Annotated in this window: 24 protein-coding genes and 1 pseudogene; 8 read left to right on the forward strand and 17 right to left on the reverse strand. The window is 65.7% G+C overall.

What is annotated here, in order from left to right:
- Positions 1 to 15 precede the first annotated feature (15 nt).
- The 3 genes and pseudogenes from QX124_RS09815 to QX124_RS09825 form a co-directional block, all read right to left on the reverse strand.
- Positions 16 to 1,809 carry a peptide ABC transporter substrate-binding protein gene (locus QX124_RS09815; protein ID WP_315772575.1) on the reverse strand — a complete coding sequence of 598 codons (1,794 nt, stop codon included), beginning with the start codon at positions 1,807 to 1,809 and terminating at the stop codon, positions 16 to 18.
- A 269-nt stretch (positions 1,810 to 2,078) separates the two neighbouring features.
- A pseudogene (locus QX124_RS09820) lies at positions 2,079 to 2,479 on the reverse strand (peptide ABC transporter substrate-binding protein); the annotation flags it as partial.
- A 54-nt stretch (positions 2,480 to 2,533) separates the two neighbouring features.
- Positions 2,534 to 2,791, reverse strand: a complete 258-nt coding sequence (locus QX124_RS09825; RefSeq protein ID WP_315734477.1) for a hypothetical protein — start codon at positions 2,789 to 2,791, stop codon at positions 2,534 to 2,536.
- 142 nt (positions 2,792 to 2,933) lie between these two features.
- On the opposite strand from QX124_RS09825, the gene QX124_RS09830 reads away from it, so the two are divergent.
- Positions 2,934 to 4,442: a diguanylate cyclase gene (locus tag QX124_RS09830; RefSeq protein ID WP_315797039.1), complete on the forward strand. Its 1,509-nt coding sequence runs from the start codon at positions 2,934 to 2,936 to the stop codon at positions 4,440 to 4,442.
- A gap of 46 nt (positions 4,443 to 4,488) precedes the next feature.
- Here QX124_RS09830 and QX124_RS09835 read toward each other — a convergent pair whose 3' ends face one another.
- On the reverse strand, positions 4,489 to 5,370 hold the full coding sequence (locus QX124_RS09835) for a UTP--glucose-1-phosphate uridylyltransferase (RefSeq protein ID WP_315734482.1): 882 nt from the start codon (positions 5,368 to 5,370) through the stop codon (positions 4,489 to 4,491).
- A 219-nt stretch (positions 5,371 to 5,589) separates the two neighbouring features.
- On the opposite strand from QX124_RS09835, the gene QX124_RS09840 reads away from it, so the two are divergent.
- Positions 5,590 to 6,984, forward strand: a complete 1,395-nt coding sequence (locus QX124_RS09840; RefSeq protein WP_315734484.1) for a lytic murein transglycosylase — start codon at positions 5,590 to 5,592, stop codon at positions 6,982 to 6,984.
- A 139-nt stretch (positions 6,985 to 7,123) separates the two neighbouring features.
- Positions 7,124 to 8,872: a DUF459 domain-containing protein gene (locus tag QX124_RS09845; protein ID WP_315797040.1), complete on the forward strand. Its 1,749-nt coding sequence runs from the start codon at positions 7,124 to 7,126 to the stop codon at positions 8,870 to 8,872.
- A gap of 138 nt (positions 8,873 to 9,010) precedes the next feature.
- Here QX124_RS09845 and QX124_RS09850 read toward each other — a convergent pair whose 3' ends face one another.
- From QX124_RS09850 to QX124_RS09860, 3 genes are all read right to left on the reverse strand, one after another.
- On the reverse strand, positions 9,011 to 9,382 hold the full coding sequence (locus QX124_RS09850; RefSeq protein ID WP_315783615.1) for a CsbD family protein: 372 nt from the start codon (positions 9,380 to 9,382) through the stop codon (positions 9,011 to 9,013).
- 74 nt (positions 9,383 to 9,456) lie between these two features.
- The gene (locus QX124_RS09855) at positions 9,457 to 10,191 is read right to left on the reverse strand and encodes an SDR family oxidoreductase (protein ID WP_315734491.1); all 735 of its coding nucleotides are present in this window, start codon (positions 10,189 to 10,191) and stop codon (positions 9,457 to 9,459) included.
- Between the two features lie 120 nt (positions 10,192 to 10,311).
- Positions 10,312 to 11,454: a PQQ-dependent sugar dehydrogenase gene (locus QX124_RS09860; protein ID WP_315797041.1), complete on the reverse strand. Its 1,143-nt coding sequence runs from the start codon at positions 11,452 to 11,454 to the stop codon at positions 10,312 to 10,314.
- A 136-nt stretch (positions 11,455 to 11,590) separates the two neighbouring features.
- On the opposite strand from QX124_RS09860, the gene QX124_RS09865 reads away from it, so the two are divergent.
- Positions 11,591 to 12,370 carry an SDR family NAD(P)-dependent oxidoreductase gene (locus QX124_RS09865; protein WP_315797042.1) on the forward strand — a complete coding sequence of 260 codons (780 nt, stop codon included), beginning with the start codon at positions 11,591 to 11,593 and terminating at the stop codon, positions 12,368 to 12,370.
- A gap of 136 nt (positions 12,371 to 12,506) precedes the next feature.
- On the forward strand, positions 12,507 to 13,394 hold the full coding sequence (locus QX124_RS09870) for a TauD/TfdA family dioxygenase (protein WP_315797043.1): 888 nt from the start codon (positions 12,507 to 12,509) through the stop codon (positions 13,392 to 13,394).
- A 204-nt stretch (positions 13,395 to 13,598) separates the two neighbouring features.
- On the opposite strand, the gene QX124_RS09875 is transcribed toward QX124_RS09870, so the two are convergent.
- Positions 13,599 to 14,249 carry a YqgE/AlgH family protein gene (locus QX124_RS09875; RefSeq protein WP_315713870.1) on the reverse strand — a complete coding sequence of 217 codons (651 nt, stop codon included), beginning with the start codon at positions 14,247 to 14,249 and terminating at the stop codon, positions 13,599 to 13,601.
- 136 nt (positions 14,250 to 14,385) lie between these two features.
- On the opposite strand from QX124_RS09875, the gene QX124_RS09880 reads away from it, so the two are divergent.
- From QX124_RS09880 to QX124_RS09890, 3 genes are all read left to right on the forward strand, one after another.
- Positions 14,386 to 15,225: a protein-disulfide reductase DsbD domain-containing protein gene (locus QX124_RS09880; RefSeq protein ID WP_315797044.1), complete on the forward strand. Its 840-nt coding sequence runs from the start codon at positions 14,386 to 14,388 to the stop codon at positions 15,223 to 15,225.
- A 111-nt stretch (positions 15,226 to 15,336) separates the two neighbouring features.
- A complete protein-coding gene (locus tag QX124_RS09885) occupies positions 15,337 to 16,713 on the forward strand; it encodes a lipopolysaccharide biosynthesis protein (RefSeq protein WP_315797045.1) in 1,377 nt (458 codons plus the stop codon).
- A gap of 175 nt (positions 16,714 to 16,888) precedes the next feature.
- A complete protein-coding gene (locus QX124_RS09890; RefSeq protein WP_315797046.1) occupies positions 16,889 to 17,548 on the forward strand; it encodes a L,D-transpeptidase in 660 nt (219 codons plus the stop codon).
- Between the two features lie 30 nt (positions 17,549 to 17,578).
- Here QX124_RS09890 and QX124_RS09895 read toward each other — a convergent pair whose 3' ends face one another.
- The 9 genes from QX124_RS09895 to QX124_RS09935 form a co-directional block, all read right to left on the reverse strand.
- Positions 17,579 to 18,130: an RNA 2'-phosphotransferase gene (locus QX124_RS09895; RefSeq protein WP_315783627.1), complete on the reverse strand. Its 552-nt coding sequence runs from the start codon at positions 18,128 to 18,130 to the stop codon at positions 17,579 to 17,581.
- 10 nt (positions 18,131 to 18,140) lie between these two features.
- Entirely contained in the window at positions 18,141 to 18,392 is a 252-nt protein-coding gene (locus QX124_RS09900) for a SemiSWEET transporter (RefSeq protein WP_315713865.1), read from the reverse strand.
- A gap of 113 nt (positions 18,393 to 18,505) precedes the next feature.
- Positions 18,506 to 19,297, reverse strand: coding sequence for a 3-hydroxybutyrate dehydrogenase (locus tag QX124_RS09905; protein WP_315772584.1), 792 nt, complete (start codon positions 19,295 to 19,297; stop codon positions 18,506 to 18,508).
- Positions 19,298 to 19,301: 4 nt separating this feature from the next.
- Entirely contained in the window at positions 19,302 to 20,477 is a 1,176-nt protein-coding gene (locus QX124_RS09910; RefSeq protein ID WP_315734508.1) for a patatin-like phospholipase family protein, read from the reverse strand.
- A 139-nt stretch (positions 20,478 to 20,616) separates the two neighbouring features.
- On the reverse strand, positions 20,617 to 21,132 hold the full coding sequence (locus QX124_RS09915; protein ID WP_315783630.1) for a CAP domain-containing protein: 516 nt from the start codon (positions 21,130 to 21,132) through the stop codon (positions 20,617 to 20,619).
- A gap of 450 nt (positions 21,133 to 21,582) precedes the next feature.
- Positions 21,583 to 22,620, reverse strand: coding sequence for a sulfate ABC transporter ATP-binding protein (locus tag QX124_RS09920; RefSeq protein ID WP_315734512.1), 1,038 nt, complete (start codon positions 22,618 to 22,620; stop codon positions 21,583 to 21,585).
- Complete coding sequence (gene cysW / locus QX124_RS09925) at positions 22,610 to 23,518, reverse strand: sulfate ABC transporter permease subunit CysW (RefSeq protein WP_315783634.1); 909 nt, start codon at positions 23,516 to 23,518, stop codon at positions 22,610 to 22,612. Before cysW ends, QX124_RS09920 begins: the two co-directional genes overlap by 11 nt.
- An 8-nt stretch (positions 23,519 to 23,526) precedes the next feature.
- Positions 23,527 to 24,363: a sulfate ABC transporter permease subunit CysT gene (cysT, locus tag QX124_RS09930; RefSeq protein WP_315734516.1), complete on the reverse strand. Its 837-nt coding sequence runs from the start codon at positions 24,361 to 24,363 to the stop codon at positions 23,527 to 23,529.
- A 208-nt stretch (positions 24,364 to 24,571) separates the two neighbouring features.
- Positions 24,572 to 25,561: a sulfate ABC transporter substrate-binding protein gene (locus QX124_RS09935; protein WP_315734518.1), complete on the reverse strand. Its 990-nt coding sequence runs from the start codon at positions 25,559 to 25,561 to the stop codon at positions 24,572 to 24,574.
- Between the last annotated feature and the right edge of the window lie 81 nt (positions 25,562 to 25,642).

Here is a 25,642-nt window from a genome sequence, read left to right on the forward strand (position 1 = left end):
CATGCTGGCCGCGCGTCAGCTCGCCCGATACCAGGTGGCGATGAACGCCAGATCGTTGTCCCAGCCGCTCTTGTACAGCACCATGCCGTTTTTCACGCCGATCGCATTGAGCCGGTTGATCTCCGGCAGGACGTAGTTGTCGCGCACGACGAGATCGTTGAGCTTGATGAACAGTGCGGCGCGCTTGACCGGATCGAGCTCGCTCTGGGCCAGCTTGTAGGTCTCGTCATACTCCTTGTTCTGCCAGCGGCAGATGTTGCGGCCCTGCCACTTGTTCTCCTTGGTCGCGGCCTCGGTGGACACGAACTGGTTCATGAAGAACTGCGGATCCGCCTGCGGCATCGTGGTCTGATACATCTGCATGTCGCAGTAAAAATGCGAGTAGGTGTCGGGGTTCGCGACGTCCGAGGAGAAGAACACCGACGCGACCACCGACTTCAGCTCGACCTCGATGCCGGCCTTCTGGAACGCCTGCTTGATGATCGCCTGGTTCTTCTGACGCGGACCGTTGATCGAGGTCTGGAATACGAATTTGAGCGGCTTGCCGTCCTTCTCGCGGATGCCGGAGGCGCCCTTCTTCCAGCCGGCCGCATCGAGGATCTGGCTGGCCTTTTCGATCGAGAACTCGAAGCTGTTGTTCTTCGAACGGAAGCGTTCGGGATTGTTGAGGAAGTTCGGCGTCGCGACGCCGGCGCGTCCATAGATGAACTTCTGCACCGACGCACGGTCGATCAGCAGATTGATCGCCTTGCGCACCTCGGGATCGGAGAACAGCGGGTGCTTGGTCTTCAGGCTGGCGCGCTCGCCGTCGACCTCGACATTGGGATCGGTGACGTTGAGGCCGATATATTCGATGTTGCCGGTCAGCGTCAGCTCGGTCTTGCCCTGGCCGCCCGCCTCGAGCTTGGTCAGGATCTCGTCCTCGACCTGCAGATTGTAGGCGTAATCGTATTCACCGGTCTGCAGCACCGCGCGCGCAGCGGAGACGGCATCGCCGCCGCCCTTGATCTCGACCGTGTCGAAATAGGGCTGCGTCGGCACGTGATAGTCCGGGAAGCGCTTGCCGGCGACGGTGTCGCCCGGCTTGAAGTCCACGAACATGTACGGACCGGTACCGACCGGCTTCAGGTTCGCCGGCGCCTCGCGCGACTTCGCGCCGATATAATCCGCAAAGTGATGCTTGGGGATGATGCAGCCGAACGAGGCGACGAAGGCATCGGCCCAGAACGGCGTCGGCTGCGGAAAGATCAGCTTCACGGTCAGATCGTCGATCTTCTCGATCGACTTGACGTTCTTGTAGCTGCCGATCGAGACCGCCGAGGTCTCGGGGTTGTTGGCGTATTCCCAATTGAAGATGACGTCGTCGGCGGTGAACGGCTTGCCGTCGTGCCATTTGACGCCCTTTTTCAGCTTCCAGGTCACCGACAAACCGTCGGCCGCAAGACCGCCATTCTCCTTGCTCGGAATCTCCGCGGCGAGAATCGGCACCAGATTGCCGTCCTTGTCCCATCCGGCCAGCGGTTCGTAGAACAGGCGGCTGGCCTCCTGGTCCTTGGTGCCGATGGCGAAATGCGGATTGAGCAGCGTCGGCGCCTGCCAGAGCAGCAGCTTGAGCGGACCGCCGCCACCGGCCTTGGTCGGCTTGTAGGCGATGGCTTGGGCCGCCACGGCGACGCCGGAATGGGCGAGCATCGCGCCGGCCATCGGCGCGGTCAGCCCCACGGCAATCATCCGCTGCACAAATTCGCGCCGTGACAGGCGTCCTGCTTTGACATCAGCGATCTGGCTACGGAGATCACGCTCGTTCATCAATCGACTCCAAAGGTGGTGCTGAATGCCAAAAAACGCGTCCCCGTCTTGCATCGATCGGGAACTGCATAAAATTGGATCAGCCTTCGAAGCGACTGTCAAAGCAGAATCCGGGCCAATTCCGCAATAAAGAACGGATCGATTGTCGCACTTCGCAGATGCGGAAAGATTGACTGCGAGTCACATCCCGGAAAATGGAACTACGTCGCTGGCGACGGTCGCCACACACCGGAATGTTCTGCTTCGGCATGAACGCTCTCGATGTGCGCTCAGCTCTCGCGACACCAGTTCGGCAACTGCCAGAGGTCGTTGTCCCATTCCGAGGAACGGCTCTACAAACCTTTGCGGATGCCGCTGACGCGCGTACCCGGCGACGCCATCGTGATCATCAGCATCTCCATGTCGCAGTAGACGTGCGTGTAGGTGTCGGAATTGGCGACGTCGCTGGAGAAGAACGCCGAGCCACCACCGACTTCGGCCCGAGCTCGATGGCCGCCTTCTGGCGGGCCTGCGTGACGATGACATGGTTCTTCGGCCACGGGACGTTGGTGGAGGTCTGGACTACGAGCTTGAGCGGCTTGCCGCCCTTCTCGCGAATGCCGCTCGCGCCCTCCTTCCAGCCGGCGTTCTCCAAAATCTCGATCGCCTCGTCGACGTTGAACTCGAAGCGCGCCACCGCCCGGAAAGCAGGATGCAGGCCAATTGCCACGGGCACGGATGCAGCTCAGCGCTCCGGCTTCAGCTTGCGGAAGCGGACACCCTTGCCATCCGGCAGTCGGGTCGCGACATAGCCTGCCGCCAGGCAGGCCTCGCGCTGCGGCATTTTCTCCTGCGGGCTCCGCAGGCTGTCCCACCACGAGGCGCGCTGCGCGGCGCGCGGCAGGCTGTCGCCGATCAACTCCTCGATCTCGTCGAGGCTGAGCACCAGCTCGGGGCGGGTCTGCCGCTTGAGATAGTCTCGAAGCGCATCATAGTCCGGCAAGTCTCGACTCCATCGTACCAGCGCGTGTGCGGCCGCCTTGACGACAGGCGCGGCGAACGCAACGACTCGTTAACCTAACATGCGTTACTTCGGCTTTATCCGTCAGTCTACGGACGGGACTCCACGGGGACGGGACGATCCGATGCGCTGGAAACGCCGAACGGGCCGGGCGACGCAGCCTTGGCGGGTCTCGGCGCGCACGCTGATCACCTGCTCCATCTCGACCATCATCGGTTTCTCCGCCATCTGCGCCAGCGTCATGATCGACCTGCGCCGGAGCGAGGAGGTCCGCGCCCGGCAGGCGCTGGAGAACATGGCCGCCAGCATCGGCGCCGACATCAGCCGCAACGTCGAGCTCTACGATCTCTCGCTGCGGGCGGTGGCCAGCAACATGTTGCTGCCCGAAATCAACGAGGTCAGCAAGCCGGTCCGCCAACTGATCCTGTTCGACCGTTCGTCCACCGCGAAGAATTTCGGCACCATCCAGGTGTTCGATGCCCGCGGACGGCTGTCGCTCGAGTCGTCGACGCTCGACCCGCTGCCGGAGGACCGCAGCGACGCCGATTTTTTCCAGGTGCATCGCGACCGGCCCGACACCGGACTCTATGTCGGGCGGCCCGCCCAGCATCATGGCCAATATTCCATCGTTCTCAGCCGCCGCATCTCGACGCCGGACGGGCGCTTCGCCGGCGTCGTCGCCGGCTCGATCCGCCTCGGCTATTTCCGCGACCTGTTCGCACGGCTCACGCTCGGGTCGGGCGACAACATCACGGTGCTCCGGCGCGACGGCACCGTCGTCGTCGGCGCGCCGTTCGATTCCGCCGCGATCGGCCGCAATCTGGCGCGGGCGCCGGCCGTGACCCGCGCGCTCACCGAGCCGTCCGGCTGGTCGAGCAGCTATGGCGCACTGGACGATCTGCCGCGGCTCCTGGTCTGGCGCAACGGCAATGAGCCGCTGGTCGTGATCGCCAGCAAGTCGTGGGACAGCGTCTACGCATACTGGCGCAACGAGGCTGCAGAGATCGGGGCAATGATGCTGGCGCTGATCGTGTTCGTCCTGGCCGCGACGCAGGTCGCCGCGCGCGAGATCCAGCTCCGGGCGAAGATCGAATCCAGGCTGGAGCAGCTCGCGACCACGGATCCGCTGACGGGCCTGAAGAATCGGCGCAAGTTCGACGAGACGATCGAGCTCGAATGGTGGCGGGCGCAGCGCACCGGCGCGCCGCTGGGGCTGCTGATGATCGATGCCGATCACTTCAAGAGCTACAACGACACCCATGGGCACCAGGCCGGCGATCAGGTGCTGGTCGGCATTGCCGTGTGCATCTCCGATTCGGTGCGGCGCGCCGGCGACTGCGCCGCGCGTTATGGCGGCGAGGAGTTCGCGGTGCTGCTGCCCGGGACCTCGGAAGCGGATGCGCTGCGCGTCGCGGAGACGATCCGCAGCAAGGTCAAGCTGTGGGCGGGAGAAGCGTGCACCACCTCGATCAGCATCGGCGCCGCCAGCGTCACGCCGTCGCGCGACACCGATTGGACCGGCCTGCTGAACGCCGCCGACCGCGCCCTCTACATGGCCAAGGCAGCGGGCCGTAACCGCTGCGCCAGCGCAGCGGTGCGTCACCCGTCACTCGCGGCCTCGCTGGCGGCGTGATGCCGCCAACCGCCTCGAAGGCGCGGCACTTCTCGCCGGCTTGGCCTCAGCCCTTGCCTTCGAGATAGCGCTTCATGTCCTCGCGCAGGCCATCGCGCAGGTCGGCGCGCGCCATGCCGAAGGCGATGTTGGCGCGCAGGAAGCCGGACTTCGAGCCGCAATCATGCCGCTCGCCGTCGAAATCCACGCCATAGAATTTCTGTGTCTTCGACAGTCCGATCATCGCATCGGTAAGCTGGATCTCGCCGCCGGCGCCGCGCTCCTGAGTCGCCAGGATCTGGAAGATCTCCGGCTGCAGGATGTAGCGCCCGGTGATCGAGAAGTTCGACGGCGCGGTGCCCTTGGCCGGCTTCTCGACCATGCCGTCGACCTCGAAGATCTTGCCGTCGCGCTTGCCGACGCCGCAGATGCCGTATTGATGGGTCTGGTCGGCGGGCACTTCCTGCACCGCCAGCACGTTGCTCTTCTCCGGAAGCTTGCTCGCCGCCGCGATCATCTGCGCCAGGCACCCCGGCGAGTTCAGCACCAGCTCGTCCGGCAGCACCACCGCGAACGGCTCGTCACCGACGATGTCGCGCGCGCACCACACGGCATGGCCGAGGCCGAGCGGCGCCTGCTGACGGGTGAAGCTGACCGCGCCGGCCTCCGGCTGGTCGCGCGCCAGGATCTCGATCTCGGTCTTCTTGCCGCGCGCCGCGAGCGTCGCGTCGAGCTCGTACATGCGGTCGAAATGATCCTCGATCGCGGTCTTGTTGCGCCCGGTCACGAACACGAAATGCTCGATGCCCGCCTCCTTGGCTTCGTCGAAGACGTATTGAATGAGAGGCCTGTCGACGATCGTCAGCATTTCCTTCGGCATCGCCTTGGTGGCGGGAAGGACGCGGGTGCCGAGACCGGCGACCGGAAAAACGGCTTTGCGGATCTTCATGGGGATGACTAGACCTTGTGGCGATATGAATGCGAAATCGATCGCATTTTAGGTAGCTCGTTTGCAGCCGAGAACAAAGGCGGATGTTGGGTCCAGTGTTCCGCTCGACACGAACCGAACGGCTAAATTTCGCTGCGGAAATCGTTAACCTTGTTAATCTCCCGTTAAGCAGGACCGGGCCTCGTGGAGCCCGATCTTCCATGCGATCTGGATCGAGACATGATGCGACGGAACGTGATGCTGACAGCTCTGAAGGCCGGTGCTGGCGCGGCGGTTCTGGTCACGGCGTTGACGGTGGTGTCTGGTTCCGCTGTCGCGCAATCCGGCGGCGGGCCGCTGAACTTTCTCGACGGCCTGTTCACGGGCACCCCGACCAAGGGCAACCCCGCCCCCAACCAGCCTCCCGCCGCCGGCGGGCCGCAGCCGTGGAGCGGCGAGGACGGCGCCTCCGGCCATCCGCTGATGACGGCGGCCGCGATCCGCGAAGCCGCCGGCAATTTCGACAATTGCGTCGCCGGCATGTGGCCAGATGCCGCACGGCGCAACATCACGCAGGACAATTTCCAGCGCTTCACCGCCGGCCTGTCGCCGGACCTGCGCATCATGGACCTGCTCGACGCGCAGCCCGAATTCACCAAGTCGATCTGGGACTATCTCGACATCCTGGTGAACGACAACCGGCTGGCGAAAGGCCGCGAGGTGCTGGCGACGTACAAGCCGCAGTTCGATGCGGCCGAGCGCGCCTATGGCGTCGACCGTTACATTATCGCTTCGATCTGGGGCATCGAGTCCAACTACTCGACCCAGATCGGCGACCGCAGCGTGCTTCAGTCGACCGCGACGCTCGCCTGCATCGGCCGCCGCCAGGCCTATTTCAAGGACGAGTTCCTCTCCGCCCTGGAGATCCTCAATCGCGGCGATTTGCGCCCCGAGCAGATGCGCGGCTCGTGGGCAGGCGCCTTCGGCCCGACCCAGTTCATGCCGACCGCGTTCAAGCGCTTCGCCGTCGATGCCGACGGCGATGGCCGCCGCGACGTCGTCGACAATCCGGCCGACCTGATCGCCTCGACCGCCAACAATCTGAAGAAGGACGGCTGGCAGAGCGGCCAGAGCTGGGGCTACGAGGTCGTGGTGCCCCAGGGCTTCAACTACATGCTCGCTGACCGCGCCAAGAGCATGAGCTTCGGCCAGTGGGAACAGCTCGGCCTGCGGCGAGCCAACGGTCAGCCGTTCCCGGCCAGCGCCGAAAAGGCCTATCTGCTGGCGCCGGCCGGCGCCCAGGGCCCCGGCTTCCTGATGCTGCAGAACTTCCGCGTCATCATGAAATACAACCCGGCGGAAGCCTATGCGCTGGCGATTGGCCACTTCGCCGACCGTCTGCGGGGCGGACCGCCGTTCGTTCAGTCCTGGCCGCGCGAGGAACGAACGCTGTCGCGCGGCGAGCGGCTGGAGCTGCAGCAATTGCTCGCCGAGCGCGGATTTTACCGCGGAACGCCGGACGGCCAGTTCGGTGGCCAGACGCGCGAGGCGCTGCGGAACTTCCAGGCCTCGATCGGGGCGCCGGCGGACGGATTTGCCACCTCGGACGTGCTCGAACGGCTGCGGGCGCGCTGATCACAGCCCAATCTGCCCTGCCGGTAACCGTGTGGGGCGATTACCGATGCCATCAACACCATCCGGTGAATGCCCGTTTGCGGCCTGATTCGCGTCCTATTATATGGATTGTCACGATCTCGCCGCGCGACGGGTGCGCATGTCAAAGCTGAAGTCCATCCTCAAGCTGTTGAACGAGCCCGGCCCGCTGGTCGTGCTGGCGGTCGTCATCGCCATGCTCGTCGGCATCGCCGGCCCCGCCTCGGCCCAGTTCTTCAACTTCAACCCGTTCGCCTCGCCCCGCCCGGCGCCGCGCGGCGGTGGAGGTGGCGGAGGTTGGTTCGGCGGCGACTTCTTTACTCCGTTCCCGCAGCAACAGCCGAAGAGGGTGATCCAGGACTATTCCAAGGCGCCGCCGCCGGAGAAGCGTGATGGTGCGCCGGACCGCTATGTGCTGGTGCTCGGCGACGCCATGGCCGACTGGCTCGCCTATGGCCTGGAAGAGGCCTATTCCGAGCAGCCCGACATGGGCGTGACCCGCAAGATCAGGACCACTTCGGGCCTCATCAAGTACCAGCCCAAGGGCGAGCCGGCCGACTGGGCCGCCGCCGCCAAGGGCATCCTGGCGACCGAGCGCGCCGACGCCATCGTCATCATGCTCGGCCTCAACGACCGCATCTCGCTGCGCGAGCCCGCGATGGAGAAGACCGAGAAGCCCGACGACAAGAAGGGCGACAAGGCCAAGAAGGATGCCAAGGCCAAGCCTAGTGAGACAAAGCCCGGTGAGGCCAAGCCGGGCGAAGCCAAGCCGGATGGCAAGGCCGACACGGCGGCCAAGCCCGACGACAAGGCTGCCGATACCGATCTGCCGCAGGACGAGGCCGACAACGACACGCCCGCGGTTGCGGCACCGGAGAAGGCCGCCCGCTCGCCGGGCGGCCTCTACGAGTTCCGGGACGAGCGCTGGGTCGAGCTGTATACGAAGAAGATCGAGGAGATGATCGCGATCGCCAAGAGCAAGGGCGTGCCCGTGCTCTGGGTCGGCCTGCCCGCGGTTCGCGGTCCCAAGGGCACGGCGGACACGCTGTTCCTCGACTCGCTGTATCGCGATGCGGCCGGCAAGGCCGGCATCACCTATGTCGACGTCTGGGATGGCTTTGTCGACGAGTCCGGCCGCTTCCTGCAGAAGGGGCCGGACTTCGAAGGCCAGATCCGGCAGCTGCGCTCCTACGACGGCGTCTATTTCACCAAGCCGGGCGCACGCAAGCTCGCCCACTATGCCGAGCGTGAGATCAACCGGCTGCTCGCGGCCCGTTCCGCGCCGCTCGAATTGCCGAACGAGCCGGCGACGCCGGACGCCAATGCCGTGCCCGGCCAGCCGGCGCCGCGGCCGGTCGCCGGCCCGATCCTGCCGCTGGTGGCGTCATCCGTCGGCACCGACCAGTTGCTGGGCGGCCCCGGCTCCCGACCTGCGGCGGTCGATGCGCTGGCGGCCCGGACCCTGGTCAAGGGCGAGGCGTTGAGCCCGCCCGCCGGCCGCGCCGACGATTTCGCCTGGCCCCGCCGCGAGGTTGGGCGCGAGCAGGCCAAGGAGCCGCCGAAGGAGTTCACCCGGCCGGAGGCGCCAATGGCCGCGACCTCGCCGGCGGAAGCAACTCCGGCCGCGCAGGGACCGGTGCCGCCGCAGCCGAGGCAGAAGCGGCTGACCACGCCGGCGGCGCCCGCTCAGCAGCCGCCAGCCCAAACGCAGCAGCCGAATCAGGGCGTCCGCGACTTCTTTGGCTTCGGCGCGCCTCAGCAGCAACAGCAGCCGGCGCGGCCGCCCGCCGCGCGCAATCCGAACGCGCCGCCGCGGCCGCCAGGATTGGTCGGCCGCTCGGCAGCAGCGCTGGAGACCCAGGGCCGCTGATCGTGACCGCATTTCGGCGCTGAGGGCGATCGACGCGGATCATTCCGGAACAAGACGACCATGACAAATCGGCCCGCATTCGAGAACGAATGCGGGCCGATTTTCATCTGATCGTCCGTCAGCGGGGCTGTTGCAGCCTCAGTAGCGCCAGCGCTGCGGCGGCTGCGGCCGGCTCGGCGAGCGCATCAGCATCGCCAGCAGGAAGCCGATGCCGCCGGCGACCAGGAGTGCACCTATCGGATTGTCCTGAACCCGCTTGGTCAGGGCCTGCGTGCCGTCACGGAGCGTTTCGGAGCCGTTGCCGAACGTATCCTTGGCGAAATCCATCGCCGCATCGCCGGCCTCGCGCGCCGCGTCCTTGGCCTGGCCATACATGTTCTGAACGACGCCCGAAGCCTCGCGTGCACGGCCCGACGCCTGCGTGCTCTTGTCGCCCAACATCTCGCCGACGCCGCCTTCGATCTTGCCTGCGACATCCTTGGCCGTACCGGTCAGCCGATCCTGATCCATTGCCGCTCTCCTTCTCTGCATTGTGCGGGATTGCTGGCCTGCTAACCGGTCAGCACGGCGCAGGTTCCGGACCACTACAAAATCAGGCCGCCGTCGACGACGAGGGTCTGGCCGATGATGTAGGACGATAGCGGCGAAGCCAGGAACAGCGCGGCACCGGCCATGTCCTGCGGCGTGCCCAACCGCCGCAGCGGGATGCGCTGCAGCGCGCTCTCGAGACGCTTCGGATTGGCGGTCGTCACCTTGGTCATCTTGGTGTCGACGAGACCGGGCGCGATCCCGTTGACGCGGATGCCGTCCTCCGCCCACGCCTCCGCCAGGGTTCGCGTCAATCCCATCGCACCGGTCTTCGAGGCGTTGTAGGCCGGGTTGCCCATGGTGGAATGATAGGCCGCGGTCGACGAGACGATGATGAGCGCGCCCTTGGCGTCGCGCAGCCGGCCGTGAAATTTCGTCGCACAGGCCATCAGGCTGATGAGGTTGACCTCGACCACCTTGCGGAAGCCGTCCATGGCGAACTCGCCGCGCCGGTAGAGCACCGCGCCTTGCGCCAGCACGAGCACGTCGAGACGATCGAGTTGCGGTGCGAAGCTCTCGATCGCGCCGGGATCGCTCACATCGAGCTGATGGTAGTTCAACCCCACGAGATCGGAGCCCTCGTCTGCGGCATAATCGGCAGCACTCGGCCGCGTGCCGCTGATATCGACGCGCGCGCCCTGCGCGCGAAACGCCTGCGCAATGCCGTTGCCGATGCCGCTCGAGCCGCCGATCACCAGCACCGAGCGTCCCGTGAAATCGAGCGCGTTCATCTCCCCACTCCTTCTATTGTTATTTGTCGGATGGTGTGGAGATCAGCGCAGGCCCTGTCAACGGCATCGCGGCTGTGGCGACACCGGCATCGGCGCCTTCGCATCAATGCTGCTGCGCAGCTACTTCATCGGTGTCAGCCGCAGCAGGCGGCCGGGCGAGTCGTCCTCGATCACCCAGACGGCGCCGTCCGGCGCCACGGCGACATCGCGGATGCGCTCGCCCATGTCCCAGCGCTCGGCCTCGTCAGGCTGACCATCGGGCCGGAAGGCGACGCGGACCAGCGCTTGAACCCGCAAGCCCCCGATCAGCGCCGATCCCTTCCATTGCGGAAACATCAGACCATCATAGAAGACCAGGCCGGCCGGCGCGATCACAGGATCCCAATAGAGCGGCGGCGACGTGAGGTCCGGCCGCGTCGCATGACGCGGGATCGGCGTGCCGTCGTAATTGTCGCCGTTCGACACCAGTGGCCAGCCGTAGTTCTTGCCAGGCTCGATCAGGTTCAGCTCGTCGCCGCCGCGCGGCCCCATCTCGTGCAGCCAGAGCTTGCCATCGGGCGCGAAGGCGAGCCCATAGGGATTGCGGTGGCCGGTGGTCCATGTCTGCGCCGGCACGCCCTTGTCCTCGGCCATGGGATTGTCCGACGGCGTCGCGCCGTCGAGATTGAGCCTGAGCACCTTGCCGCGCGCCTGCCGCGGATCCTGGGCGCTGTTCGGCTGCATCCGGTCGCCGACGGTCAGGAACAGATGCGTTCCCGAGGGATCGAACGCGACGATGCCGCCGGGCTGCCCACCGCCGCCGGCCGGCGTCTGGCGCCAGATCACAGTGGGGTCGGTCAGCGTGGCGTTGTCATTCGAAACCGACAACACGGCACGGGTCAGTACGAGCCGGCTGCCCTCGCCGCTCGGCTCGGTGTAGGTGAGATAGATCTGCGCCGTCGTCGCGAAGCTCGGCGACACCGCGATGTCCAGGAGACCGTTCTGTCCGCGCGCAGCGACCGCGGGCACGTTGCCGATCTGGATCTTCTTCCCACCTTGCGTGACCAGAAAGATCCGGCCCGGCTTCTCCGTGACCAGCATCCGCCCATCGGGCAGGAAGGCGATGGCCCAGGGCGTATCGAACTCGGCAACGCTCCGCGCGTCGAACGGCCGCAACGCGCTGGCCTTGCGGCCGCCGGCATTGATGCCGTCGGCATGCGCTGCCGTGGTTGCGATCAGTCCCACCACCAACGCCAAGCGCATGAAGATCTTGGAGAGCGCCATGATCACTCCGGTTTGTTGATCCCTGTCGTAGGCAACGCAAATTCGGCCACGCCGGATGAGTGCCTACCGAATGCGTCCGATCAGTGTTAATCCCGACGGCGCGCATGCGATGCGCATTTTTCCGTGAGCCGCAAATATGCACCAGCACAGGCAACTCAGCCGCTCGGTCAAGGGATTGACCGTCCTGATCACCGGCGCGGCGTCGGGGATGGGGCGCGCGACCGCGCGCGTGTTCGCCGATGAAGGCGCCAGCGTCGCAGTCACCGATATCGATGAGGACGGGGCCGGCGCCGTGGCGGCGGATATCCTGGCCTGCGGCGGAACAGCGCGCGCGTGGCGGCTCGACCTCGCCGACCGCGACGCCATCAGCGCCGTCGTCGGCGAGGCCGCGGCGCATTTCGGCGGGCTCGACATCCTCGTCAACAATGCCGGCATCTCGGTCCGTGTCGCGATCGACGACGAGGCTTACGACGAGGCCTGGGCGAGAGGGCTTGCGATCATGCTGACGGCGCAGCAGCGCGTCATCCGCGCCGCGCTTCCGCATCTGCGCCGCTCATCCAGCCCGCGCATCGTCAACATCGCCTCGACCGAGGCGCTCGGCGCAACGGCGCTGCACAGCGCCTATTCCGCGGCGAAAGCAGGCGTGACTGGATTGACGCGCTCGCTCGCCGTCGAGCTCGGCCGCGACGGCATCACCGTCAACTGCATCTGCCCGGGCCCGATCACGACCGCGATGACCGCGCGCATTCCTGACGAGCAGAAGGCGGTCTACGCGCGGCGCCGCACCGCGCTTGGCCGCTATGGCGATCCCGAAGAAGTCGCGCACATGACCTTGAGCCTGTGCCTGCCGGCCGCCTCGTTCGTCACCGGAGCGGTGATCCCGGTGGACGGCGGGCTGATGGCCCGCAACGCATGACGTCTGACGCGCCGGCATGACAGCCGTGCGCGCGGCGCTCCGCGCCTTGCGTTGACTTCGCACATCGCCGGCGTAGCCTCTTGCTTCAGAAGAAGCGGACAGGAGTCCGCCGTCATGAGGACGTGAGGAGGACACCATGGCGATCGCCATCCGGCAGTTGCATCCGCATTTCGTCGGCGAAGTGTCCGGTGTCGATCTGCGCAAGAGTCTCGCTCGGGACGAGGTCGCGCAGTTGCAGGCCGCGATCGATCACTACGCCGTTCTCGTATTTCACGATCAGGACGTCACCGACGAGCAGCAGCTCGCCTTCGCGCTCAGCTTCGGCGACCGCGAGCAGGCGCGCGGCGGCACGGTCACCAAGAAGGAGGATTACCGCCTCACCACCGGCCTCAACGACGTCTCCAATCTCGGCAAGGATGGCAAGCCGCTGCCATCAGACCATCGCACGCATCTGTTCAATCTCGGCAACTGCCTGTGGCACTCCGACAGCTCGTTCCGGCCGATCCCGGCGAAGTACTCGATCCTGTCGGCGCGAATCGTGAACCCGAAGGGCGGCAACACCGAATTCGCCGACATGCGCGCCGCCTATGACGCGCTCGACCAGGACACCAAGGACGAGATCGAGGATCTCGTCTGCGAACATTCGCTGATGTATTCGCGCGGCTCGCTCGGCTTCCTCGACTACACCGATGAGGAGAAGGAGATGTTCAAGCCGGTCAGGCAGCGGCTGGTCCGCACCCATCCGGCGCATGGCCGCAAGTCGCTGTATCTGTCGTCGCATGCCGGCGCCGTGCTCGGCATGAGCATGCCGGAAGGGCGGCTGCTGTTGCGCGACCTCACAGAGCATGCGACGCAGCCCGAGTTCGTCTACGTCCACAAATGGACGCTGCACGATCTGATCATGTGGGACAACAGGCAGACCATGCACCGCGTGCGCCGCTACGATCAGTCGCAACCGCGCGACATGCGCCGCGCCACCGTGGCCGGCACCGAGCCGACGGTGGCGCAGCAGGCGGCGGAGTAGTTCTGCCTTCAGCAGAGATGTGCGGCTTCTTCCGTCTCCATGTCGTCATTGCGAGCAGCGAAGCGCAGAGGCAATCCAGACTGCATCCGCGGTGGACATTCTGGATTGCTTCGCTGCGCTCGCAATGACGACGGAGAGGCAGAGCGCCCCATTAAGCCTTCTCTGATCCCAGCGAGCGCGGGGGCTCCAACCGGACGATAAGGCCTATGCGTGCCCGGCGGCGTTGGACAGCATGCCCGGATCGATGCCGATCTTGCGCAGCGCGAGATCGTATTTGGCGTCGACATTGTCGCCGAAGATCAGCTCCGGATCGGCGTCGCAGTGCAGCCAGCCATTGTCCTGGATCTCTTCCTCCAGCTGGCCGGCGCGCCAGCCGGCATAGCCGAGGGCGAGGATGGCGTGCTTCGGACCGTCGCCCTTGGCGATCGCCTTGAGGATGTCGATCGTCGTCGTCAGGCAGACGCCGTCGTTGATCTTCAAGGTCGCGTTGGCGATGAAGTAGTCGCTCGAATGCAGCACGAAGCCGCGTCCGGTATCGACCGGGCCGCCGCTCAGCACCTTCATGGTCTCGGCGCTGTCGGGCAGGCTGATCTGATCGCTCTTCTCGATGATATTCAGTTGCATCAACAACTGAGGGAAGTCGATGCTGCCCGCCGGCCGGTTCACCATGATACCCATGGCGCCCTCAGCCGAGTGCGCGCAGAGATAGATCACCGAGCGCTCGAAACGGGAATCGCCCATCACGGGCATTGCAACCAGCAGCTGGCCGTCGAGGTAACCACCGTGAGAGGTGTGATCCCCGATCCCTGTCACTTTGCGGCGAATGTCGCCCAGCCTTTTTGCCTCAGGATTCATCCGCAAGGACTCTCATGATCTTTGATATCCTGATATTGGGATGCGCATCTGTCAATCAAGGTTCAGGTCCTCGCGAGGAAATCTGCTCACAAGCATTTCAATGGTTTGCGCCCGAACCGCAATCTAAAGACGTCTCATGTCCGCCTTGGTTCCTCACCACTCTGCCACACTGCTCGTCGCGACCGTCGTATCATCCTGCCTTGCGTTCGGTGCGCAGGCGCAGGATTCCTCGCCCTGGCAGCGCGACAGCCACTCCGCGGTGCGCCTGCTCGCGGGCTCGCGCAGCGGTCCGGTCATGCTGGGCGGCATCGCCCTTGCGCTGCAGCCGGGATGGAAGACCTATTGGCGAACGCCCGGCGATTCAGGCGTGCCGCCGCGGTTCGACTTTTCCAAGTCGGAGAACGTCGAAGCGGTGACGGTTCTGTGGCCCGCGCCGACAAAGTTCGACGACGGCGCCGGCGGACACTCGCTCGGCTATCATGATCAGGTCGTGCTGCCGCTGCGCATCGTCGCCAAGAACGCCGACAAGCCGATGACCCTGCGCGCCGACATCAGCTACGCGGTCTGCGAGAAGATCTGCATTCCCGTCGAAGCGAAGGCCGAGCTCGCCTTCACCAGCGTCGCCAGCACCGAGGATACGGCGCTCTCGGCGGCCCTCGACACGGTGCCGAAGCCGGCCACCGTCGGCGATGCCAATCCCTTGACGATCCGCGACGTCAAGCGCGACGGCCAGAAGGACGTCATCGTCGACGTGGCCGTCGCCGATCCGCGCAGTGTCCAGCTCTATGTCGAGGGGCCGACGCCGGACTGGGCGCTGCCGATCCCGACCGTGCGCGACAGCGGCATGCCGGGCATCAAGCGCTTCGCCTTCGAGCTCGACGGCGTTCCGCCGGGTGTGAAGCCGGACGGCGCGGCCCTGAAATTCACGCTGGTCGGCCCCGACAAGGCCTACGAGTTCAACTTCAATCTGCCTTGACGGCCGTAGCGCCGGGCGAGCGAGGCGGGGCCGGTCCAACTCAATCTTAACGTTGCGTTGATAGGGAGGACCATCGCCGCCATCCGCGCGGCCGTGGAGACGGACCCCGCCGTGGCCGTGATGGATGCCCGCAACGCCCCCGCATCGACCGGCCTCGCAGGCCGGCTGAAGGCGCGCTTGGCCGCGCTCGGCGGCAGCGGCGAGGCATCGCTGACGCGCCGCCTGGCCGGCACCATCTTCCTGATCCGCGTGCTCAGCGCGGGCCTCGCCTATCTCAGCCAGATCCTGCTCGCGCGCTGGATGGGCGGCTCGGACTACGGCACCTACGTCTATGTCTGGACCTGGGTGCTGCTGCTCGGCAGCATGCTGGATGTTGGCATCGCCTCCTCGGCGCAGAAGATCATTCCGGACTACCGCACCGCGGGCCAGCGGGCGCTGCTGCGCGGCTTCCTCTCCGGCGGACGCTGGCTGACGCTGGCGACGTCCACTGCAGCGGCGCTGCTGCTCGCCGGCCTGATCGCGCTGCTGTCGCCGTGGATCGACGCCAGCGAGCGCGTGCCGCTCTATCTCGGCTGCCTGACCCTGCCCGCCTTCGTCGTTGCCAACACCCAGGACGGCATCGCCCGCTCGCACGACTGGATGACGCTCGGGCTGATGCCGCAATTCATCATCCGCCAGACGCTGATCATCGGCTTCACGGCGGGCGCCTTCGTGCTCGGCCTCGATCTCGGCGCGACCGCGGCGATGGCCGCGAGCGCGGCGGCAGTGTGGCTCGCGATGCTCGGCCAGATGCTGGTGCTGAACAACAGGCTCGGCCGCCACATCGAGCCGGGCCCCAGACAATATGATCTCCGCGGCTGGCTCGCGATCTCCCTGCCGATCCTCCTGGTCGAGAGCTTCTATCTGCTGTTGTCCTACACCGACGTGCTGGTGCTGCAGCAATTCCGCTCCTCAGAGGAGGTCGGGATCTATTTCGCCGTGGTGAAGACGCTCGCGCTGGTGTCGTTCATCCACTACGCGATGTCGGCGACGACGGCGCATCGCTTCGCCGAATACCACGCGCTCGGCGACAAAGCGCGGCTGTCGGCCTATGTCGCGCATGCGATCAAGTGGACATTCTGGCCGTCGCTCGCGGCGACCCTGGTGCTGCTCGCGCTCGGCAAGCCGCTGCTGTTTCTGTTCGGCGCGCAGTTCACCGCCGGCTACGACATCATGTTCATCGCCGCGATCGGCCTCGTCGTGCGGTCGGCGATCGGTCCGGTGGAGCGACTGTTGAACATGCTGGGCCAGCAGCGCGCCTGCGCCATGGCCTATGCGGCGGCCTTCGTCATGAACCTCGTGCTCTGCATCCTGCTGGTTCCGCAGTTCGGCGGCTACGGCGCCGCGGCCGCGACCTCGCTGTCGCTGGCCTTCGAGACCGTGCTGCTGTTCCGCATCGTCAAGCAGCGGCTCGGGCTGCACGTCCTCGCCTTCGGCAAGGCATCTTGAGGGAACCATGTTGACGCATCTGTTGCGTCATCTTGGCCTCGCCCTGGCGGAACTGCGGGCGCGGTGCCGCCCCACCTCGTCTCGCGCGGCGATCACGCAAGTGTTGGGTGCAACGCCTTGATATTGGCGCGATCCTCCGGGCACATGATTTGAATGCGCGCTGGGGGAGAATGAGATGTCGAGACTGGGGGTCGCACTCTCGCTGGCCGGAACCTTGATGCTGGCCGGCTGCATGGAAGCGACGCTGTCGCCGACGTCGGATGCGGCGTTGACGCCGCGCGACCGTCAATTGCTGTCGCGTGCGCCCTACGCCGAGGCGCAGATCCCGCAACAGTTCCAGCGCCACATCGTCGAATACACCCGGCAGGAACAGCCGGGCACGATCGTCGTCGATACCGACGCGCGCTTCCTGTACTACGTGCTGCCCGACCGCAAGGCGATCCGCTACGGCGTCGCCGTCGGCGAGGAGGCGATGGCCTTCTCCGGCGTCGCCACGGTCGGCAAGCTCGCGGAATGGCCGGACTGGGTTCCCACCGCCGACATCCAGGCGCGCCTCGGGCCGTATCCGAAGCGCGTCGCCGGCGGCCCGGCCAATCCGCTCGGCGCCCGCGCGATCTATCTCTACGAGGGCAACAAGGACACCCTGTACCGCATCCACGGCACCAACCAGCCCGAATATATCGGCCAGGCGATCTCATCCGGCTGCATCCGCATGACCAACACCGACGTCGCCGACCTCTACAATCACGTCCAACTCGGATCGACTGTGGTCGTGCTGCCGCCGGGACAGAGCGTCGCGTCCACCACCGCGAGCGTGTTCGCGCGCCGCAGCTGATATCGCGACGTTCTGCGACGCGCGCGCGGGTTACGGCGCGGGGTCGACGCTCAGGTACTCCGGAGGCACGTGGTCGGTCAGCCAGACGCCGTTGTCCGCAACGAAGAACTTCAAGCGATCCCGATGCATCGCTGCGGCATCGACGCGCAGCACGATGGGATCGCCGTGCCGGCGCCCGACATTGACGGCCGTCGCCTCATCCAAAGACAGATGCACCTGCTGGCGTGACTGCGGCCTCAAGCCTTCTGCCATGATCGCTTCGACGAAGCGCGTCGCCGTTCCGTGATACAGCACGGCGGGCGGCTCGCGCGGGGTCAAGCCAAGCTCCACCGCCACCGAATGTCCCTGCGCCGCCCGAATGCGCTGCCCGTCCTGCGAGACCGTGAAGCGCTTCTTGTCGCTGGTCGCAACCACCTGCTCCAGATCGGCCCGGCTGAGGACGGTCCCCGCCGCCGCCGCGCGCGCGATCAGATCATCGATGATCGCCCAGCCCTGCGCATCCAGCACCAAGCCGATTGCATCTGGCTGGTGGCGCAGCACGAGACTGAGGAACTTGCTCAAGCGGACCGGATCGAAGGCCATCGTCTGCATCCTAGCCGTAGCGCAGCTTCAGGCCGAGGATCGCGGCCACCAAGCCCAGCGTGATCGCGTTGGCGACGACCAGCGGCAAGTCGCTGATCAGCGCGCCGTAGAGCAGCCACATCGAGTTGCCGGTGGTCTGCAGCACGAACATGCCCATCGAGATGTCATGGGTCGAGCGCGACCGCCAGGCCTTGATGACCTGGGGCAGGAACGAGCTCGTGGTGCAGATGGCGGCGCCGAGGCCGATGATCGTGGTCAGCAAGGTCAGGGGTCCGTGCGCTGGTCGTGGAAACGCACGCTTGTAGAATGGACCGCGCCGAAGCGAAACCCGCCTCGGCGCGAAACTGGTGCCTCGTTCAGCGCTCTCTGCGATCGTTACGCCGCAGTCCAACCGCCGTCGATCGACAGGTTGGTGCCGGTGATCTGCGCCGCATCGTCGCCGCACAGGAACAGCGCCAGCGCCGCGACCTGCTCGGAGGTCACGAACTCCTTGGTCGGCTGCGCCGCCAGCAGCACATCGTTGATGACCTGCTCCTTGGTGAGGTTGCGCGCCTTCATGGTGTCCGGAATCTGCTTCTCCACCAGCGGCGTCCAGACATAGCCCGGCGAGATGCAGTTGCAGGTGATCTTGAAGGTCGCGAGCTCGAGCGCCACGGTCTTGGTGAGGCCGGCGATGCCGTGCTTGGCCGAGACATAGGCCGACTTGAACGGAGATGCGACCAGCGAGTGTGCCGAGGCGGTGTTGATGATGCGGCCCCAGCCGCGCTTCTTCATGCCGGGCACCGCGGCACGGATGCCGTAGAACGCGGACGACAGATTGATCGCGATGATCTGCTCCCACTTCTCCGGCGGAAAGTCCTCGACCGGCGAGACGAACTGGATGCCGGCATTGTTGACGAGGATGTCGACCGAGCCGAACGTGGTCTCACCGAGCGCGATCATGCCGGCGATCTCGGCCGGCTTGCTCATGTCGGCCGGCGAGTGCACGGCCTTGACCTTGTAGTCGCTCTCGATCGCCGCGCGCTCCTTCTCGATGTCGGCGGGGGCGCCGAAGCCGTTGAGGACGATGTTGGCGCCGGCCGACGCGAAGGCGCGGGCATAAGCGAGCCCGATGCCGCTGGTGGAGCCGGTCACGACCGCGGTCTTGCCCTTGAGGTTCGTCGTCATTGCTTCACTCCTTCTTGGCGGCAGCGAGACTGCCGTCCTGCGTGAGATCGTAGGTGACCATGGTCTCGCCGGACTGCGGCCGCTCCAGCCAGTCCTTATGATGCATCGACTGGTGGACGTCGCGAACGCCCGCCTCCCAATGCTCGACCATCGCAACATGGGAGAAGTCGTAGTCCTTCGACGAGCTCTCGTAGCTCTTGCTGCGGTAGATCAGGTGCACCACCGTGACGGTGTTCTCCTGTGCTGCCTTGCACAGGATCTCGAGCGACGGATCGTTGCGCAGCTCGTCCGGCAGCCTGGCATAGAGCTCGCGCAGCGCTTTGCGCGTGTTGTGGATCATGCGGTTCTTGTCCGTGTTCATCCGCGTCCGGCTGGAATAGCGGATGTCCTTCTCGCGCTCGGCGGCCTCCAGCAGCGTCCTCGGCAGATCGCCACGTGCGGAGAACAGATCGACCTGGAAGATCAGGAGATCACGATCGGTCTCGGTGTCGAGCACGTAGTCCAGCGGCGTATTGGAGGCGATGCCGCCGTCCCAATAATGCTCGCCGTCGATCTCGACCGGCGGGAAGCCGGGCGGCAGCGCGCCAGACGCCATGATGTGCTCGGGTCCGATCCGCTTGCCCTGCTTCTTGAATTCGACATTGTCGAAATAGGTGAAATTGCCGGTGGTGACGCCGACGGCGCCGACGGAGAGGCGTGTCTTCAGATCGTTGATGCGGTCGAAATCGACGAGTCGCTCCAGGGTCCGCTTGAGCGGCGCGGTGTCGTAATAGCTGACCGATTGCGGCGTGCCGGACGGCCACAGCGGCGCCGGCGGAAAGCGCGGCGTGAAGAAGCCGGGCACGCCGAAGGCAGCGATCAGCCCGGCACTGACCTCATTGAAGGCCGAGCGGTGATGATCGCCATTGAGCAGCGGCTTCCACGGCACCGGCGACGACACCATCTCCCAGAATTCCTTGAGACGGCCGATGCGTTTGTCCCGGTCGTTGCCGGCGATGATCGCGGCGTTGATGGCGCCGATCGAGATACCGGCGACCCATTCCGGCTCGAAATCGAAATGACACAGCGCCTGATAGGCGCCGGCCTGATAGGAGCCGAGCGCGCCGCCGCCCTGCAGGACGAGGACACGTTGCGATTCGCTGGGGGTTGCAGGCAGCGGGGGAAACGGATGTTGCGTCATTACTGCGGTCATTAGCAAAGCAAGGCGCCAACGTGGCGTCACTTCGCGGTGACGTCAATCCACCCCAAGGGCTACGTCGGCCCTGACTCGCGCGAGCGCCGCGCGCGCGGCCTGCGCAGGGCGGCGGCAGCCCTGCCTGTCAGGAGGGCTTCTTGCCGTCCGGCGCGGCCAGGATCATGGTCCAGAACACTTTGTACTTGGTATTCGGAGCATAGCTCGCTGCGATGCCTATTTTTGTGACACCATTTTTCAGCATGTTGGCGCGATGCGGCGGCGAGTCGCGCCAGCCCGAGAAGGCCTCCGCCAGCGTGTGGTAGCCCGCCGAGACGTTCTCGACCGCGACCGCCGCATCGTATCCCGCGCCGGTCAAGCGCTTCGCCAGCGGGGCGCGCACGTCATGATCCAGCTTGTTCTTGTCGGCCATGGCGTGCGACTGCGATTCCGCGAGCCGCATCAGCTCGGGATCGACCTCGACCATGCCGAGCCCGTTGTTCTGGCGGTATTGCGAGATCATCGTCGCGGCAGCGACAGCATCGAGCTTCGCGCCCGCGACCGCCATGTCGGCATACATGGTCGGCGCCTGCACCACCGGCGTCTCGGCCGCGCAGCCGGCGAGCAGGAATGCAACGGAGAGAGCGAGTGCCAGATGCTTCAATGAACCAGTCCCTATGCCGACGAGAGAGGCGGGTTGTTGCACATCAACCGTGGCTGAAAGGTGAATCGGAGGTAAGTTCCATCGGTACAATTGCGGCCAATCCGGCCGGCAACGGTTCGTCAACCATAACGTCCACGCGGTCAAGCGCCGTGGCGGCGCGGACCCTCCGTGCGATCAAGCCAAGGACGGCGCCACAATTTTAGTGTCGCACCGGCACCCAGACGCCGCGGCGGTCGTGGCGAGACGCGATGCCGGTCGAGCGGGCTCAACAACGGACGTCACGGCGTATGGGTCCCGGATCGGCGCCCGCCAACGCTACGCGTTGTCGGGCTTGTCCGGGACGACACTGTTTTTTTTGGTTGAGGCCTACGGCTCAGAGCTGCAAGTGCTCGGAGCTCACGGCATACATCGCCGGATCGAGCTGGCCGCGGCCCACGCGGCCACGCGCCCTCACCCCGCAAAGATCCGATAATGCCGCGGCTTCAGTCCGACCCGCTCGCCGATCCTGAGCTCGCGGTCACGCGGGGCGTCGATCTCGATCGTCGCGACGCCCTCCGCCAGCGCGATTTCGGCGCGCTGCACCGGGCCGAAGCTGCGGACATGAGTGATGTCGCCGTCCAGCGTTCCGCTGCCGGCCGGACCGATCACCATGTCGTGGCGGCGCACGAACAAGGTGGAGGCCCCGGCCGCCGCGCCTTCGGCCGCGAGATCGAGCGGGCGTCCCTTGAGGTGCACCGCGCCGCCGGTGATCTCGACCGGCAGCATGATCGACTCGCCGATGAAGCCGTGGACGAACGCCGTCGCCGGCGCGTCGTAGACGTCGCTCGGCGAGCCGACCTGCTCGATCCGGCCCTTGTCCATCACCACCACGCGGTGCGCGACCTCGAGCGCCTCCTCCTGGTCGTGGGTGACGAAGATCGAGGTGACGTTGATGGAGTGATGCAAGGTGCGCAGCCATTGCCGCAGCTCCTTGCGCACCTTGGCGTCGAGCGCGCCGAACGGCTCGTCGAGCAAGAGGATGCGCGGCTCGATGGCGAGCGCACGCGCCAGCGCGATGCGCTGGCGCTGGCCGCCGGAGAGCTGGCTCGGATAGCGATCGGCGAGCCAGTCGAGCTGGACGAGATCCAGCAGCTCCTTCACGCGCGCGCGGATCTCCGCCTCGCTCTTGCGGACGCGGCGCGGCTGCACGCGCAGGCCGAAGGCGACGTTCTCGAACACGTTCATGTGCCGGAACAGCGCGTAGTGCTGAAACACGAAGCCGACATGGCGCTCGCGCGCGCCGCGATCGAGTGCGCTCTCGCCGTCGAACAGGATCTCGCCGGCATCAGGCCAATCCAGCCCGGCGATGATCCGCAGCAAGGTCGTCTTGCCCGACCCGGACGGGCCCAGCAGCGCCAGCAATTCGCCGTCGGCGACCTTGAGATCGACGCCGTCGAGCGCCTTGAACGTGCCGAACGTCTTGACGACACCCCTGACTTCAATGGTCATGCTGACCTCCCTCATCGAGTTGCCGTTCGAGGACGGTTTTGACGACCAGCGTGATCAGCGCGAGCATCGCCAATAGCGAGGCGATCGCGAACGAGGCGACCATCTGGTATTCGTTGTAGAGGATCTCGACCAGCAGCGGCATCGTATTGGTCTCGCCGCGGATATGGCCGGACACCACCGAGACGGCGCCGAACTCGCCCATCGCGCGCGCGTTGCAGAGCAGCACGCCATACAGCACGCCCCATTTGATGTTCGGCAAGGTGACGCGGAAGAACGTCTGCAGGCCGGACGCGCCGAGCGAAATCGCCGCCTCCTCCTCCTGCGTGCCCTGCTCCTGCATCAGCGGGATCAGCGCGCGCGCAACGAACGGGAAGGTCACGAACACGGTGGCCAGCGCGATGCCGGGAAAGGCGAACAGGATCTGCAGGCCATGGCTCTGCATCCACGGACCGAAGAACCCCTGCGCGCCGAACAGCAGCACGAACACGAGGCCCGATATCACCGGGCTCACCGAGAACGGCAGATCGATCAGGGTGATCAGGAACGTCTTGCCCGGAAAGTCGAACTTGGCGATCGACCAGGCGGCGCACAGGCCGAACACGAGATTGGTGCCGACCGAGACCAGCGCCACCAGCAGCGTCAGGCGGATCGCGTCCCACGCCTCGGCGTCGGCAAGCGCGGTAAAATAGGCAGCGATGCCCTTGCCGAACGCTTCCACGAACACGACGATCAGCGGCAGCACCACGAACACCGACAGGAACGCCAATGCCAGCGTCGTGATGACGATGCGGACCAGGCGCGGCTCGGTGCGCGGATCGGGGCGGCCGGCCTGCGCCAGGCGCGGGCTGGTCGCGGACGATGCCACGGACGGCGCCTGCAGGGTCATCTCCACGCTCATGTCGGGTCCTAGTTCAAGGGCGCCCGGCTCTGCGCCCAGCGCTGCAACCGGTTCACGGCAAAGATGATCAGGAACGCCACGACGAGCATGACCACCGCGATCGCGGTGGCATCGGCGTAGCGGAATTCGGACAGCCGGATCACGATCAGCAGCGGCGCGATCTCGGAGACGTTCGGCAGATTGCCGGCAATGAAGATCACCGATCCGTACTCGCCGACCGCGCGCGCAAAGGCGAGTGCGAAGCCTGTGAGCAGCGCCGGCGTCAGGCTCGGCAGGATCACGCGGGTCACGATCTGCCAGCGCCCGGCGCCGAGGCTCGCCGCCGCCTCCTCGATCTCCGGATCGAGATCGATCAGCACCGGCTGCACCGTGCGGACGACGAAGGGGATGCCGATGAAGATCATCGCGACGAAGATGCCGAGCGGCGTGAACGCCACCTTGATCCCCATCGCGGCGAGCGGCGCGCCGAGCCAGCCCTTCTGGGTGAACAGCGCAGTCAGTGCCACGCCGGCCACTGCCGTCGGCAGCGCGAACGGAACGTCGACGATCGCGTCGAACAGTCGGCGCCCCGGAAAGCGGTAGCGCACCAGCGCCCACACGACGATGGTGCCCATCACGAGATTCACGCAGGCTGCGGCGAAGGCGAGGCCGAACGAGATCTTGAGTGCGCTCAACGTGCGCCGGCTGGTGACGATGTCCCAGAACTGGTCGAGGCTGAGATCGGTCGAGCGGACGAACAGCCCCGCAAGCGGAATCAGGACGATCAGAGACAGCCAGGTCAGCGTCAGTCCCATGGTGAGACCAAAGCCCGGCAAGGTGCTGCGACGTGGTGCAAGTACGTTCAAAAAAAGGCCTGGTCCGTTGATGATCGGTGTCGATGGGCTTGAATCGATTGTGGTGTCCGCCCGCCGCCCCCAGCCTCGTCTCGGCAAATCGAGACCGGGGACAGCGTCTCATGCGCAATGTCGCAGATCGCCGCAACGCCAGCTTGTTGCCTTACTGTCTCGAAGCCGTATCAGACCGGCTGCCACCAACTCGTTCCTTCCGATTCGATCAATTCTTGTAGATTTGATCGAAGATACCGCCTTCCGCAAAATGCTCCTTCTGGGCCTTGGTCCAGCCGCCGAACACCTCATCGATGGTGAACAGCTCGACCTTGGCGAAGGCCGCCTCGTACTTCTTGGCGACCTCGGGATCCCGCGGACGGTAGGAGTTGCGTGCGGCAATTTCCTGACCTTCCTTTGTATACCAGTATTTCAGGTAGGATTCAGCCACACTCCGCGTGCCCTTCCTATCGGCCACCGAATCGACCACCGCAACTGGTGGTTCGGCCAGGATCGACAGCTGCGGGGCGACGATCTCGAACTTGTCCTTGCCAAACTCGCGCAGCGCCAGATAGGCCTCGTTCTCCCAGGCGAGCAGGACGTCGCCGACACCGCGCTCCACGAAGGTCACGGTGGCGCCGCGGGCGCCGGTGTCGAGCACAGGGACGTGCTGGTAGAGGTCGCCGACGAACTGCTTGGCCTTGTCGACCGAGCCGAACTTCTTCAGCGCATAGCCCCAGGCGGCGAGATAGTTCCAGCGCGCGCCGCCGGACGTCTTCGGATTGGGCGTGATCACCTCGACGCCCTTCTTGAGCAGATCGTCCCAATCCTTGATGCCCTTGGGATTGCCCTTCCGGACCAGGAAGACAATGGTCGACGTATAGGGCGAGGCATTCTGCGGCAGCCGCTTCTGCCACTCCTTGTCGAGCAGACCCTTGCCCGCGATCGCGTCGATGTCATAGGCGAGCGCCAGCGTCACGACATCGGCCTGCAGCCCGTCGATCACGCTGCGGGCCTGCGCACCGGAGCCGCCATGGGACTGCTTGACCTCGACGCTCTTGCCGGTCTCCTTCTGGTAGGCGGCTGAAAACGCCTTGTTGAACTCGACATAGAGTTCGCGGGTCGGGTCGTAGGACACGTTGAGCAGGTTTACGTCGGCAGCAACGGCCGACCCCGCCCATGCCAGGCCCGCGACAACAGCCAGAACACGCCGCATCATCCAAGCTCTCCATTCCCTTGACCAAAGCCCGCAATGCTGCAGGCGCGCACTGCAGATCGCCGGATGTGCGGTTCAGAGTCA

The organism is Bradyrhizobium sp. SZCCHNRI3043, assembly GCF_032377735.1.
Taxonomy (GTDB): Bacteria; Pseudomonadota; Alphaproteobacteria; order Rhizobiales; family Xanthobacteraceae; genus Bradyrhizobium.